The sequence below is a fragment of the uncultured Microbulbifer sp. genome (genome assembly GCF_947489355.1).
Lineage (GTDB): Bacteria > Pseudomonadota > Gammaproteobacteria > Pseudomonadales > Cellvibrionaceae > Microbulbifer.
Genome location: NZ_CANLDD010000025.1, coordinates 19,188 through 32,591, shown reverse-complemented (window position 1 = coordinate 32,591; position 13,404 = coordinate 19,188). Strand labels below are relative to the sequence as shown.

Sequence of the window (13,404 nt, the reverse complement as noted above, 5' to 3'; positions counted from 1 at the left end):
CGGGAAAGGCGTCAATCTTAGCACAGGCAAGCCCATGGACCGGTGGTGACGTGATTGCCATCGACCGCTGCGCCACAATTATTGGCCGTTTTCTGTCGGCTACCAGCAATTTAACCCTGAGGACTTGGCACCTATAGCGATAAACCTCTAGACGTTCCATCGGCCTGATACTATTTTGCGTGCCTGGAAATCCAGACCGAGACGGGCGGGGCGGATGCCTCCGGCCGGGCATACCGAATGTCCACGCGTGCGCCACCACACCAGGCGCTTCAGACTGCAAAGCCACAAAAGGAGAGGAATAGGATGCAAACAAGTGATAAGAATCGCCGGGTGATTCTTGCCTCCCGGCCAGAGGGGCCCCCTGGCGAAGATAATTTCAGTATCGAGGAAGTTGCCGTGCCACAGCCGCAAGACGGCCAGGTGTTGTTGCGCACAGTGTATTTATCACTGGACCCCTATATGCGCGGTCGCATGAGCGATGCCGAATCCTATTCGGAGCCTGTCGCCCTCGGCGATACCATGGTGGGAGGCACCGTGAGCCGTGTTGTCGAATCCCGCCTGCCGGGCTATGCAGTTGGCGATTGGGTACTGAGCTACAGTGGCTGGCAGGACTATGGGCTTTCTGATGGCACCGGCCTCGTCAATATGGGCGTGAACCCCGATCATCCCTCCTATGCCCTGGGTGTATTGGGTATGCCGGGTATCACGGCCTATTTTGGCCTGCTGGAAATTGGCGAGCCCAGGCCGGATGAAACCCTGGTCGTGGCGGCAGCCACCGGGCCTGTGGGTTCGGTGGTCGGGCAGATCGGCAAGATCAAAGGCTGTCGTGTGGTCGGTGTTGCCGGTTCCATCGAGAAGTGCCGCTACGCGGTGGAGGAATTGGGTTTTGATGTATGCCTGGATCACCACGATGCCGACTTCACCGAACAGCTGGCCGCGGCTTGCCCCAGCGGTATCGATATCTATTTCGAAAGTGTTGGCGGCAAGGTGTTTGATGGGGTGTTGCCACTGCTGAATGACTTTGCGCGCATCCCGCTGTGTGGCCTGATCTCCCAGTACAATGCCACGGCACTGCCACCGGGGCCCGATCGGATGGGCCTGTTGATGCGCGACGTGCTGATCAAACGCCTGAAAATCCAGGGTTTTATCATCTTCGACGAGTATGCGCGCTTCGGTGCATTCAGTGAGGCTTTGGGCCAATGGGTCGGCGAGGGCAAAATCCGCTATCGCGAGGATATCGTGCGGGGCCTGGAACGGGCCCCGCAGGCGTTTATGGGCCTGTTACAGGGCGAAAATTTTGGCAAGTTGGTGGTGCGCGTAGGTGCAGACGACTGACCTATCCTGACAGTGTTTACGCCCCGGCAGGCCAATGGGCTGCCGGGGACTCAGAATAATGCGGAGAATGCGATGAAGATTCTGATGGTGCTGACCTCTCACAACAAGCTGGGCACTACCGGTAAAAAAACCGGTTTTTGGCTGGAGGAGTTTGCCGCCCCTTATTACGCCTTTAAGAGCGCCGGTGCGGAAGTGACCCTGGCCTCCCCAGAGGGGGGGCAGCCACCCCTGGACCCCAAAAGTGACGAGCCGGATTTCCAGACCGAGGCCACCCGGCGCTTCCACCGGGACCCGGCGGCGCAACAGGCGCTGGCCAATACGGTGAAACTGGCGCGTCTGCAGGCGCGGGATTTCGATGCGGTCTTCTATCCGGGCGGGCACGGCCCCCTGTGGGACCTGGCGGAAGACCAGGCGTCCATCGCCCTGATCGAGGATTTTCACGCGGCGGACAAGCCCATTGGCGCGGTGTGCCATGGGCCGGCGGTGTTCCGCCATACCCTGCGCAAAGGCGGTGCCCCGCTGGTGTCGGGCAAGAGTGTCACGGGCTTCTCGAATACTGAAGAGGCCGCAGTGGAGTTGCTGGACGTGGTGCCCTTTCTGGTGGAGGAGATGCTGCGGGACCAGGGGGGTCACTATTCCAAAGGAGAGGACTGGGCACCTTATGTGGTGGTGGATGGCAAGCTGGTGACGGGGCAAAACCCGGCATCGTCTGTGGAGGCTGCCGAGACTCTGTTGGGATTTATCCCGGTCTGAGGCCGGTGTGCGTGCTGCCCGCGCGCGCCCTCGCCAACAGACCGGTTTCACTTGCGCGCTTGGAGGCGTAAAATACCCGACATAGAAACTCGGTTATTTGAGAAGGCTTATGTCAGATTTGAATGTGACCATCACCGAATCCGCGCAGGCGTACCTGAAAGAGCTGCTGGACAAGCAGGAATGTGAGGGTATTGCCATTCGCATGTTTGTCTCCAGCCCGGGCACGCCGAATGCCGAAACCTGCATCGCCTACTGCCGCCCGGGGGAAGAGGAGGGTGACGATGTGGTCATGGAAATGAACGCTTTCAGGGCCTACTTTGAGGGGCGCAGTGTCCCCTATCTGGACGAGGCCCGAGTCGACTATTCCCCGGACAAAATGGGCGGGCAGCTTACCATTCGCGCCCCCAACTCCCGCATGCCCAAGATCACCGATGACAGCCCTATCGAGGATCGCATCAACTATGTGCTCTACAACGAGATCAATCCCGGCCTGGCGGCCCATGGGGGGCAGGTGAGTCTGGAGGAGGTTACCGAGGACATGTTTGCGGTGCTGAGGTTTGGCGGTGGTTGCCAGGGCTGTGGCATGGTGGATATGACGCTTAAGGAGGGCGTTGAAAAAACGCTAAAAGAAAAAATTCCCGAGTTGGCCGGTGTGAAAGATATTACCGATCATTCCGACAAGTCCCAGGCTTATTATTGAATAGGCAATGCAACCGGAGGGGCAGGTCCTTCCGGGTTGCCAGCTTGAACGTGCGCTACAGGACTCGCTGCTGCTGGTCACAGGCCACAGCGGGCCCGCCTCAAATTTCCTTTTCCACTGAAAAATTCCCGCCCGGCCCATGATTTTCCCTGAAGCCGGCATCGCTGTGTAAAACACGCCGCTCTCATTCGCTTCGCTAGATTTGACGTCCCTCACATCTCCACACGCCCCGATTCAATACAATGTCGCAGACTGATAGGTCCCTGCTTGCAGGCATTTCAATGCGGCCCTGACAGGGCTGATACATGGTTGATGTCCATGGTTAATGGATAGGGTCAGAGGTAGGTCACATGTTCAGAATGCTACAGGTCACACTCTTTCTGCTATTGACTGGCATCGCAACTGCGCAAAACGTCAACCGCGATGATATCCGTGGCCTGGATGAGCAAATCCAGGATGTAAAAAAAGATGTGATCGATTTGACCGCAACCCTGGCACAACTGGAAGAGAAACTGCTTTTCCCCTCAAATTCCCAGGTGGCCTTTTTTGTCTCCATTGCCGATGAGCAGCCATTTGAATTGGAATCGGTAGAGCTCAGGCTGAACGGTGAAATTGTTGCGCACCATCTATATACCTATCGCGAAATCGAATCCCTGCAAAAAGGCGGTGTACAAAAAATTTATACCGGCAATGTCCAGACGGGTGCGCACCCTTTGCAAGTACGCTTTATCGGTAAAACCCCTTCCGGAAGGGAATACCGGGCCGATGCCGCTTACCAGGTGGACAAGGCGGTTGGGCCGAAGTTTGTCGAGATCAGTATTTTGGGAACCGAGTCCGAGATTCACTTCAAGGACTGGTAATCATGCCTACATCTCTGCTTTCGGCACTGCCGGGCCCGGTCAGGGTGACGCTGCGGGTTTTAGCGGTCTCCCTGTGTACCCTGCCTGTCCTCTCCGGTTTGGCCAATGCTGAAGAGCGTGAGGCGCTGCGCGATCTGTTTTTTGGTGCGGCCATGTTCCACGCCCACCAGAAAAACTACTTTGATGCGATTGTGGCCCTGGATACCGAACTGGCCCAGTTCCATCGCCTGGATGAGCCCGAGCTGGACCCATTCAGTGCGCATCTGGGGCAGGCGGAGTTCTCCGTAGGCGACCTGGAGCTTTCCTATCGCATGCACCGGGAAGCGGGTCGGGCAATTGAAGCGGTACTGAAAGGGAATGTTTCCCGACCGGTGCGCAATGAAGCCGCCTATCGCCTGGCCAAGATCCACTATCACAAGCAGCAGCCGGTTAATGCCCTGCACGCGCTGGAAATGATTGAAGGGCGGGTGCCAGAGCGTGTACGTGCGCAAGAGCAGTTTTTGCGTGCGCGGGTGTTTATGCAGCTTGGGCGTTTCGATGAGGCGGTTGAGCTGCTTGAGGACCTGAAAGGGGAAGCGTCCCTGGCCGGGTTTGTCGAGTTCAACCTCGGTGTCGCCCAGTTAAAATCCGGTGAGGAAGTCCGCGGTGTGCTGGAACTCACTGACTTGGGCAAAAAGCACAGCAGTGAGCCCGGCGAGCAGGCACTGTATGACAAAACCAATCTGTTGCTCGGCGCGCACTTAATGGAAGCCGGCGAATTGCAGCAGGCGCGCCCGTATTTTGACCGCGTCAATCTCGAAGGCCCATTTTCCAACCGCGCCCTGCTCGGTGCCGGCTGGGTCGAGGCCCGCGCGGGTCGCTATGAGCGGGCATTGGTGCCCTGGAAAATGTTGCAGGATCGCAAGGGGACCAACGAATCCGTACAGGAAGCCATGCTCGCTGTGCCCTATGCCTACGGCAAGCTGGATGTACACAGTACTGCTGCGATTCACTATGGCCGTGCGCTGGATTCTTTCGGCAATGAAATTGATACCCTGACCGCCTCGATTAACAGTATTCGCCTGGGTAAGTTTCTGCAGGCGCTGCGCCGCAAAGAGGCTACCCAGGTGCAGAATTGGGTGGTGGCGCTGCGCAACCTGCCGGATGCACCGGAGACCCATTATCTTCTCGACCTGATGGCATCCAATGATTACCAAGCATTCCTGCGCAATTACCGCGACCTGAATGCTCTCTATGAGCGCAATAAAGCGTGGCTCAAAAGCCTCAGTGCCTTCGAGGACATTATCCGTATCCGCAGGGCTTATTATGAACCCCTGCTGCCGCAACTCGACGGGCAATTCCGCAATCTGGATGCCCGCATCAAACTGCGTATTGAGCAACGGGATACATTTGCCGGGCGCATTGAGCAGATGTTGGTCTCGCGTCGCCCGGAATATCTCGCCACTGCCGATGAGCAGGCGGTGCGCCTGACATTGATGGAATTGCACCGGCGGATTGCGCAGAGTCCGCAGGGCATTACACAGGTCACACGCAGCAGGGTGGAGCGCCTCCAGGGCATTTTGGACTTGCGCCTTTCCACGGAGTACGACCAGAGACTCACGCAAGCCTACCAACATCTGCAGGCACTCAATACAGAAATTGAAAAACTGCAGGTGGTTTACCAATCCTATGTGCGCAGCCGCCAGGCAGCCACCCACAGTTATACCGGCTACAACAAATCGATCACCCGCCTGCGTGCGCAGATACACACTATCCAGCAGCGTCTCGAAATGTTGATGGCGCGCCAGGGCAGTATGTTGGAGACCCTGGCGATTCAGGAACTGGAACGCCGTCGCACCCAGCTCGAGAGCTACCAGATCCAAGCGCGATTTGCCCTGGCCGACAGTTATGACCGCGCCAACGCATTGCAGGAGCAGCGCGAGGAGCAGCGCAAAATCGAGCAGTTCCGCGAGTCCCCGCCCGAACCCCTGCCGGACGATAATCCCCCTGAACGGGAAGCGGAAGCGCGTGAAGGAGGGGAAGCCTGATGCCCTGGGTTAAAACCAGCCCGCTGAGTACGGCTATTGCGTATCGATGCGTCCTGGCTTGCGCGATTGCCCTGTTGCTCAATGCCTGCGCGGTCACTAGTGGCAAGACTATTGGCAGCCTGCAGGATGTCGAAATCGAGATTAAAGAGGAATATATCGACGGAAGTCTTGAGAAGGCCCTGGCCAGTTACCAGCGCTACCTGCAGGAAACACCAGAGTCCAGTCTCACGCCCGAGGCGATGCGCCGAATTGCCGATCTGAAAATCCAACAGGCGCACCGCGCTGAGGATGCTGCGATTGACGGTATTGCCAGTGGTCCAGGTGTGGCAAGTACGAGCGCAGCGGTGGTTGCCATCAATGCCGCGGAAGTGTCTGCAGAAAATACCCTCGATGCACCCGCGGAAGTGGCCGCACCGGTTGCCCAGGTTGAAATTAAGGCAGTGAAACCCTCTGGCGAGACGGAGTCGGACGATGAATTTGCGGCGCGTGCCAGCGGCAGCATTGAGATTGCCTCGGAAAACGCTGCGCTACCGGTTCCTGCAGAGGATACTGACGCACTGATGTCGGCCAATGCCCGCGAAGCGATTAATCTGTATCTTGACCTACTGAAAAAATATCCCCTGTACGACCGCAATGACCAAGTGATGTACCAGCTCTCCCGAGCTTATGAGGAGGCCGGCGAGATTGAGCAGGCGGTGGATGTGTTGCGACAGTTGGTTGCCAAATATCCGGATTCCCGTCATATCGATGAATCCTGGTTCCGCCTGGGGGAATACTACTTTACCCGCAAGAAATACCTGGATGCGGAGGGAGCCTACGGTAAGGTGATCGGTATCGGGGTGATTTCCAGTTTTTATGAGCTGGCCCTATACAAGCGCGGCTGGTCCCTGTTCAAGCAGGATATGTACGAGATGGCGCTGGACGATTATATCGCCATGCTCGATTACAAAGTCTCCCAGGGGTATGACTTCGACAAGCAGACCAATGAGGTGGAGCGCAAGCACATCGAGGATACTTTCCGTGTGGTGAGCTTGAGTTTCTCCTACCTGGAAGGCCCCGATTCTATTGTCGATTATTTCTCCCGCAAGGGGGCGCGTCAGTATGAATACCTGGTTTACAGCCACCTGGGTGAGTACTACCTGGATAAGCGCCGCTATCAGGACTCGGCAAAATCCTACACTGCCTTTGTGGAGCGCAATCCGCTACACAAAGTCTCGGCGGATTTCTCCATTCGTGTGATCGAAATTTACAGCAAGGGCGGCTTTCCCAAGCTGGTGCTGGATGCCAAGAAATCCTTTGCCAACACCTATGGGCTCAAGGCTGAATACTGGGCCGTATTCGATATCAATGAGTACGGAGAGGTGGTTGAGTTTCTGCAGGCGAACCTGATCGACCTGGCCAGCCATTTTCACGCGGCCTACCAGAATAAAAAGTTCAAGGATAAAAAGGCCGAGCACTACCGTGAGGCGATTCACTGGTATCGCAGCTATCTGCAATCCTTCCGCGAAACCGAGCGCGCAGCGGAGATTAACTATCAACTCGCCGGCCTGATGCTGGAGAACCGGGATTTCCACGGCGCTGCCTTGGAGTATGAGCGCACCGCCTACGAATATCCGGCCCACAAAGATTCCAGCGGGGCGGGTTATGCGGCGGTCTACGCCTATCGAGAACACCTGGCAAATCACCTGAAAGCGGCCACTGCAGACCAGCGTGCTGTCCTGTTGCGCGAGATTATCCGCTCCTCTCTGACCTTCGCCGACACCTTCCCCGGACACGACAAAGCGCCGCAGGTGATGCTGGGTGCCGTGGAGGATTTGTATGGCCTTAAGGACTATGTCCTTGCCATCGAAAACGGTCGCTTGTTACTGGAGAAATTCCCGGCCGCGGCACGGGAGATTCGCCGCTCCAGCTGGATGCTGGTAGCCCACGCCTCGTTTGAGGTACAGGCATTTGTGGATGCCGAAGTGGCCTACGGAAAAACCCTGAATCTGACCGCCGCAGATGCCAAGGATCGCGCCGGGCTGATCGATAACCTGGCGGCATCCATTTACCAGCAGGGGGATATGGCCCGCCAGCAACAGGATCACGCCACCGCCGCCGACCATTTCCTGCGTATTCGGGCTGCCGCTCCCGGAGCCACCCTGCTGGCCACAGCGGAATACGATGCGGCCGCCTCACTGATCGTATTGCAGGAATGGACCCGGGCCGCGATGGTGCTCAACAATTTCCGCAGCAATTTCCCGCAACACGAGCTGGCGAAAGAAGTCACCAAGAAACTGGCGGTGGTTTATCAGGAGAGTGGAGAGTTGCTGCTGGCCGCAGGGGAGTTTGAGCGCATTGAGCGCGAGTCCGGGGATGAGGCAATCCGCCGCGAGGCCCTGACCCAGGCGGCGGATCTCTACAGTGCGGCACAGGACAGTCAAAAAGCCCTAACGGTGCTGCGCCGCTATGTGAACCAGTTTCCCAATCCCTTGGAACCGGCACTGGAGACGCGGCAGAGAATTGCCGATATCCATAAAGCCGATGGCAATGAAAAACTCTATATGAAGGCGTTGCGTGAGATGGTGCGTATCGAACTGCGCGGTGGCTCCCAGCGCAGCGACCGCACTCGCTATCTCGCCGGTAATGCCGCACTGCAGCTCGCCGAGCCGAGTTTCCGTGCCTTTACCCAGATAGTTCTGGTGAAACCAATCGAGCAAAACCTGAAACTGAAACGCAAGCGTATGAAAGCGGCTATCGACACTTTCACCGATCTGATTGATTATCAAATAGCCGATGTCACTGCTGCGGCTACTTACTACCTGGCGGAAATCTATTTGCATTTCAGTCAGTCACTCAAGGATTCCGAACGCCCCACCAACCTGAATGCGCTGGAAATGGAGGAGTACGAACTGGCTCTGGAAGAGCAGATTTATCCTTTCGAGGAAAAAGCAATCTCGGTGCATGAGAAAAACGTCGAGCTTCTGGGGGTGGGTATTTACAACCCCTGGATCGACAAGAGTATCGGTAAGCTGGCCGGACTGGTACCGGCCCGCTATGCAAGGGCCGAGGAAGTGGGGCAGTACCTGCAGAGCATTGTACCCCTGCCACCGGCGTCGGAGCAGGTGAATGCGGGTGAAGCGGTTTCCGGTCGGTAACCGAGCAGGCTGGCCCGGTAATCCATCAAGAAGTCGGGTTACTTATAAGGCGGGGGGGAAGAGTCCCTCTCTCCCGGGAGCGCATGAGGCATGGATGCCGATTACGAGCGTACAGGGATGTATTCACAGTGTGTCCTGGGAGAGGGGTATTCTTTTCTTTCGATCGGGTAGTAATAGCAGCAAGAGTGGAGTTGAGGGCTATGCAAATAATACTGCGACTATTTTTTCTACCGGGACTGGCACTATTTCTAACCGCTTGTGCGGGCACCCAAACCGTAACCGGTAAGATTTCCGACTATTCCACAGTGCGGATTTCCGGCAGTGTGAACCGAGATTTTGAGCGCTCGCTGGATTATTTGGCCGAAGCGGAATATGAATCCGCCATTGCGCTGTTGCAGTCGGTGGTGGCGCGGGAGCAGCGCCTTCCTGCGCCCTACATTAACCTGGGCATCGCGTATTACCGGGTTGGCAATGAGAAAGATGCGGAAGACGCTTTCCTGAGGGCCCTTGCGCTGGATGAGAAACATCCGGTGGCCACAAACGAGCTGGCGGCACTCTATCGCAGGCAGGGGCGGTTTGTCGATGCGCGACACATCTATGTCCATGCCTTGGCAGAAAACCCCGAGTACCTGCCTTTGATAAAAAATCTTGGCATATTGTGTGATCTCTATCTGCAAGATCTACAGTGCGCTTTGGCACAATTCCAGCAATATGTGCAGTTGGAGCCGCAGGATCGGGATGTATCCATCTGGCTGGCGGATCTTAAGCGAAGGGCAGGCAAGTGATGTTGAGATTTAATTGGGTTTTTCTGGTGGTTTTCTCTGTCGCTACCTCCCCTGCGGCCCTGGCACAGACTGAAGATGGATTAGCGCAAGCGTCCACCGAAAAGAAAGTGGACTCAACCATTAAAGCGTTATCGGGCATCTCCATTATTGGTAACAAGGAAGCCCCCAAGTCTCTCTATATTGTCCCCTGGAAAAGTTCCGAGGTGGGTGTCGAAAGTGATCTGGTCTCCAGTCTGATGGATGACCAGTTAAAGCCGCTCGACAAGGAAGTGTTCATGCGCGAGTTGACGTTCTACCAGCTCAGTCTGTCTGGCGACTAACGCCGTCCTTTTTCCGGTTGTGGTCGGAGTAGCAACAAATTACTGCAGTATTTATCAAGAGGGTTTGCAATGGGCTTTTTTAACAGCGTCATCGAGTTTTTCCAGACGGGCGGTACCTTTATGTACCCCATTCTCGTGGTTGCCGCCCTGGGTAGCGCCGTTGCCATTGAACGATTTATTCGCCTGCACTATGAACGCCATACCAATCGCGCCATGTGGGACAAAATGCAGCCAATTCTGGCCTCGGGGGATTTTGATCGTGCGCGCAACCTAGTCAAGCAGGATCAGTCCAGTGTGGGCAAACTGTTGTCTATGGGGCTGGCCCGCCAGGGTACGGTGCGCCGTCGCGAAGATATTGAGATCGCGATGGAAGAGAGCATGATGGAGATTACTCCGCAGTTGGAAAAGCGCACCCCTTATGTGGCGCTCTTTTCCAATATCGCCACGCTGCTGGGCTTGCTCGGGACCATTATGGGGCTGATCGAAGCCTTTACTGCAGTAGCCAATGCCAACCCGGCGGAAAAGGCCGACTTGCTCTCTGCCAGTATTTCTGTGGCAATGAACACGACTGCATTTGGCCTGATGACCGGTATTCCCCTGTTGATTGTGCATGCGCTGCTCAACTCCCTGACCGGTGAAATTATCGACAGTCTGGAGATGGTGTCTGTGAAAGCTTCCAACCTGATTGACAGCGCCACCCGGCGCCGTTTCGAAATCGATGTGTCAAAGCCGGAAAGCAAAACCGCCAAGCGCTCGCCCAATACAGCCCACGGCAAAGCGCAAAAAGTGGAAACCGCGTAATGAGAAGGCGGCGCCACGGGAGAGATAAAGAAGCTCCGGAGCTGGACATCACTGCCTTTCTGAACCTGATGGTGGTACTGGTCCCCTTCCTGCTGGTATCGGCGGTGTTCTCACGGGTGACTATCCTGGAGTTGAATATGCCCAGTGGCGCAGGCGGTGGCGCCCCGGATGATCCCACCGTGACAGTGGAGGTTGTGGTGCGCAAGGCGGCGCTGGAAATCAGCGATGGTGAAAAGGTGATCGCGCGTTTTCCCAACCTGAATGTTACGCAAGAAACGGAGTCCGCACAGGCGGAAGGGGCTGCGCCGGGCACAGCCGGGCAGGACACCGGTGTTGCAGTATTGCCGACAGCAGAAGTGTACGACCTGAAAAAACTCACCGAGTTTTTATTGCAGGTAAAAGCCAGTTACCCGGAAAAGACAGACTCCATTCTGCTGATGGAAGCGGATATTGCTTACGAACACCTTGTGGGTGTGATGGATACCGTGCGCGGTGCCGAAGTCCGGATCGAGGGCAGTGATCCCGGTGATCCCGAGGCGGTGGAGAAGGTGATGCTGTTTCCCGATATTTCCCTGGGAGATGCGCCGTGAGACATGAAAGCCGACGTATGAAGCGCATGGCGCGCAGCCATAAGCGCAAAAAAACTTCTGGCATGAACCTGACGTCATTGATGGACGTGTTCACCATCCTGGTGTTTTTTCTTTTGACCAACACATCTAGCAACGAAGCACTGGAGCCGCCCAAGGTAATTACCCTGCCGGATTCGGTAGTGGAGACCAAGCCGAGGGAAACCGTAACCCTGATGGTGACGGCCGATGAGATCCTGGTGGAATCCAACTTCGTCGCTGCCACCAGCGCGGTGCTTGAGAGCGAGGAAATCGTTATCGAGGCCATTAAGCAGGCCATGATCGTAGAGTTGGGTAAGGCGATTGGTGTTGCCCAGGCCTTTACTGAAGACGGGGGGAGTGAGGACGAAGGCGAGCAGGGGCCGGAACCACCGGAGGTGAATATTCTCGCAGACAGGGGCATCCCGTTCAGTTTGCTGAAAAAGGTGATGTCCAGCTGCACCGAAGCGGGCTACACCAAAGTTTCACTGGCGGTTATTCAAAAAGCATCTCAGGGTTAATGGAAGTTTGTGAGTAATTTTCTTCAACACCAGCGGGCGGTCACCGAGGCGCTTGAGGCGGCTTACCAACGCATGCATCTGCTTGGAAACCAGCAGCGGCAGATCGAAGAGAAGCTGGCTGAATTACAAACCCATGGCACCAAGTACCAGCTACTCGATGAAATTGCCCAGCGCCTACATCAACTCGAAGAAGTTGGCGCCGGCGATCTGTTCTGGGCCGAGGACTACCGGGCAGATGCCTCTGGACGGGTTATCGAGCGGATCAGGGAATCTACCCGGGGTTATAACGAAAGCCGGGGCCAGCTGCAAAAGCGCCGCAGGGCACTCCTGGAACAAATGGATGGCTGCAACGAAGAGATCCTGGTTCTGGATGAGCGCACCGAGGAATTGCGCCTCGCGGAAGAGGAATCCCGGTTTGAGTTGGAAATTACCCGGGAATTCAAGCCAGCAGATTTCCACCCGATGGTGCTGCCCTGGCATACCTGGGGCGAGGATGAAAGACGCTTTCGTATTTGTGTATTTGCCACCTTGTTTTTCGCAGCACTGCTGGGTTATCTGGTGCCGCTGTATACCCTGCCCGAACCGGAAACCCAGGTGGTGGAGATCCCCGAGCGTCTGGCCAAGCTGGTGATCGAGAAGAAAACCAAGCCCAAGCCAGCACCCGAACCCGAGCCGGCCAAGCCCAAGCAGGAGGAGAAAAAGCCCCGGCCCGAGCCGGAGCAGCAAGTGGCCAAGCAGGACCCGAAGCCCGCCCAGGCGGAGAAAAAGCAGGCGCGTAAAAAAGCGGAGCGCGCCGGTGTTCTCGCCTTTAAGGATAATTTGCAGGATCTTATCCAGGACGACCTGGACAATCGTCTTGGCCAGCAAACCCAGTTGAGCACCGCGGGCAAGCAGGAAAACCGCAGTCAGCGCTCGCTGATTACTGCCGCTGCAACCACCCGAAGTGGGGGTATCAGTACCGCAACATTGAGCCGCAACGTGGGTGGTACCGGATCATCCTTGGGCGGTGTGGCCTTCGCACGAGTGGAGAGTTCTATCGGTACCGAGGGGGATTTCGCTGGCGAGGACCGACCGCTCAGCGATGGTGTTGGTCCCTCCCGTACCGATGAGGAAATCCAGATTGTTTTCGACCGCTACAAGGCTGCACTGTATCGCATCTACAACCGCGAACTGCGCAACAATCCCGCCCTGCAGGGCAAGATGGTGCTGAAGATCACCATCGAACCGGACGGCTCGGTATCCCTGGCGGAAGTGGACTTCAGCGATATGGATTCGCCGGCGCTCAACGCCAAAATTGTGGCGCGGGTGAAGCGGTTTAATTTCGGCGAAAAGGCCGGTGTGCCCACCATCACCATTCTTTTTCCGATCGACTTCTTTCCCAACAATTAATGGATACGTCCTCTCCGCACAAGCGGAGAGAGATTAGGCGCGTATAGAGAAAAACTGTTTCGGGTGTGTTTTTTACGCCCGGTTTATTTCCTCCTCACGAGGTATCTTTCCTCAAAGTCAGCCTGAGAACCACTTGGCAATCCCCAAAAAAGTTTCCGCACCTGACAGGGA

At 56.3% G+C, this 13,404-nt stretch carries 12 protein-coding genes; all 12 read left to right on the top strand.

The genetic code is table 11. The annotated features are described in order from the left end of the window. Positions 1-303 precede the first annotated feature (303 nt). Positions 304-1,335 (top strand): NADP-dependent oxidoreductase, encoded by a 1,032-nt coding sequence (locus Q1A48_RS11675; protein ID WP_299944924.1) that lies wholly within the window; start codon positions 304-306, stop codon positions 1,333-1,335. 72 nt (positions 1,336-1,407) lie between these two features. Next, positions 1,408-2,088 (top strand): type 1 glutamine amidotransferase domain-containing protein, encoded by a 681-nt coding sequence (locus Q1A48_RS11670; protein WP_299944922.1) that lies wholly within the window; start codon positions 1,408-1,410, stop codon positions 2,086-2,088. A 109-nt stretch (positions 2,089-2,197) separates the two neighbouring features. Continuing rightward, positions 2,198-2,788, top strand: a complete 591-nt coding sequence (gene nfuA, locus Q1A48_RS11665; protein ID WP_299944920.1) for a Fe-S biogenesis protein NfuA — start codon at positions 2,198-2,200, stop codon at positions 2,786-2,788. 350 nt (positions 2,789-3,138) lie between these two features. Then, on the top strand, positions 3,139-3,648 hold the full coding sequence (locus tag Q1A48_RS11660) for a hypothetical protein (RefSeq protein ID WP_299944918.1): 510 nt from the start codon (positions 3,139-3,141) through the stop codon (positions 3,646-3,648). A gap of 2 nt (positions 3,649-3,650) precedes the next feature. Then, positions 3,651-5,675: a tetratricopeptide repeat protein gene (locus Q1A48_RS11655; RefSeq protein ID WP_299944916.1), complete on the top strand. Its 2,025-nt coding sequence runs from the start codon at positions 3,651-3,653 to the stop codon at positions 5,673-5,675. Further along, positions 5,675-8,812 carry a tetratricopeptide repeat protein gene (locus Q1A48_RS11650; protein ID WP_299944914.1) on the top strand — a complete coding sequence of 1,046 codons (3,138 nt, stop codon included), beginning with the start codon at positions 5,675-5,677 and terminating at the stop codon, positions 8,810-8,812. The genes Q1A48_RS11655 and Q1A48_RS11650 overlap by 1 nt, the downstream gene beginning before the upstream one ends. 200 nt (positions 8,813-9,012) lie before the next feature. Continuing rightward, positions 9,013-9,597, top strand: a complete 585-nt coding sequence (locus tag Q1A48_RS11645) for a tetratricopeptide repeat protein (RefSeq protein WP_299944913.1) — start codon at positions 9,013-9,015, stop codon at positions 9,595-9,597. Continuing rightward, positions 9,597-9,917, top strand: a complete 321-nt coding sequence (locus Q1A48_RS11640) for a hypothetical protein (protein ID WP_299944911.1) — start codon at positions 9,597-9,599, stop codon at positions 9,915-9,917. The genes Q1A48_RS11645 and Q1A48_RS11640 overlap by 1 nt, the downstream gene beginning before the upstream one ends. Positions 9,918-9,986: 69 nt before the next feature. Then, on the top strand, positions 9,987-10,718 hold the full coding sequence (locus Q1A48_RS11635) for a MotA/TolQ/ExbB proton channel family protein (protein ID WP_299944909.1): 732 nt from the start codon (positions 9,987-9,989) through the stop codon (positions 10,716-10,718). Beyond that, positions 10,718-11,308 carry a biopolymer transporter ExbD gene (locus tag Q1A48_RS11630; protein WP_299944908.1) on the top strand — a complete coding sequence of 197 codons (591 nt, stop codon included), beginning with the start codon at positions 10,718-10,720 and terminating at the stop codon, positions 11,306-11,308. The genes Q1A48_RS11635 and Q1A48_RS11630 overlap by 1 nt, the downstream gene beginning before the upstream one ends. Further along, entirely contained in the window at positions 11,305-11,844 is a 540-nt protein-coding gene (locus tag Q1A48_RS11625; protein ID WP_299944906.1) for a biopolymer transporter ExbD, read from the top strand. The genes Q1A48_RS11630 and Q1A48_RS11625 overlap by 4 nt, the downstream gene beginning before the upstream one ends. 9 nt (positions 11,845-11,853) lie before the next feature. Then, entirely contained in the window at positions 11,854-13,233 is a 1,380-nt protein-coding gene (locus Q1A48_RS11620; protein ID WP_299944904.1) for an AgmX/PglI C-terminal domain-containing protein, read from the top strand. Positions 13,234-13,404 lie beyond the last annotated feature (171 nt).

Bases quoted from the DNA above. Each gene is read 5' to 3' on its own strand.
- nfuA (WP_299944920.1), top strand. From the start codon at position 2,198: ATGTCAGATTTGAATGTGACCATCACCGAATCCGCGCAGGCGTACCTG.
- Q1A48_RS11630 (WP_299944908.1), top strand. From the start codon at position 10,718: ATGAGAAGGCGGCGCCACGGGAGAGATAAAGAAGCTCCGGAGCTGGAC.
- Q1A48_RS11670 (WP_299944922.1), top strand. From the start codon at position 1,408: ATGAAGATTCTGATGGTGCTGACCTCTCACAACAAGCTGGGCACTACC.
- Q1A48_RS11650 (WP_299944914.1), top strand. From the start codon at position 5,675: ATGCCCTGGGTTAAAACCAGCCCGCTGAGTACGGCTATTGCGTATCGA.
- Q1A48_RS11675 (WP_299944924.1), top strand. From the start codon at position 304: ATGCAAACAAGTGATAAGAATCGCCGGGTGATTCTTGCCTCCCGGCCA.
- Q1A48_RS11645 (WP_299944913.1), top strand. From the start codon at position 9,013: ATGCAAATAATACTGCGACTATTTTTTCTACCGGGACTGGCACTATTT.
- Q1A48_RS11635 (WP_299944909.1), top strand. From the start codon at position 9,987: ATGGGCTTTTTTAACAGCGTCATCGAGTTTTTCCAGACGGGCGGTACC.
- Q1A48_RS11655 (WP_299944916.1), top strand. From the start codon at position 3,651: ATGCCTACATCTCTGCTTTCGGCACTGCCGGGCCCGGTCAGGGTGACG.
- Q1A48_RS11660 (WP_299944918.1), top strand. From the start codon at position 3,139: ATGTTCAGAATGCTACAGGTCACACTCTTTCTGCTATTGACTGGCATC.
- Q1A48_RS11640 (WP_299944911.1), top strand. From the start codon at position 9,597: ATGTTGAGATTTAATTGGGTTTTTCTGGTGGTTTTCTCTGTCGCTACC.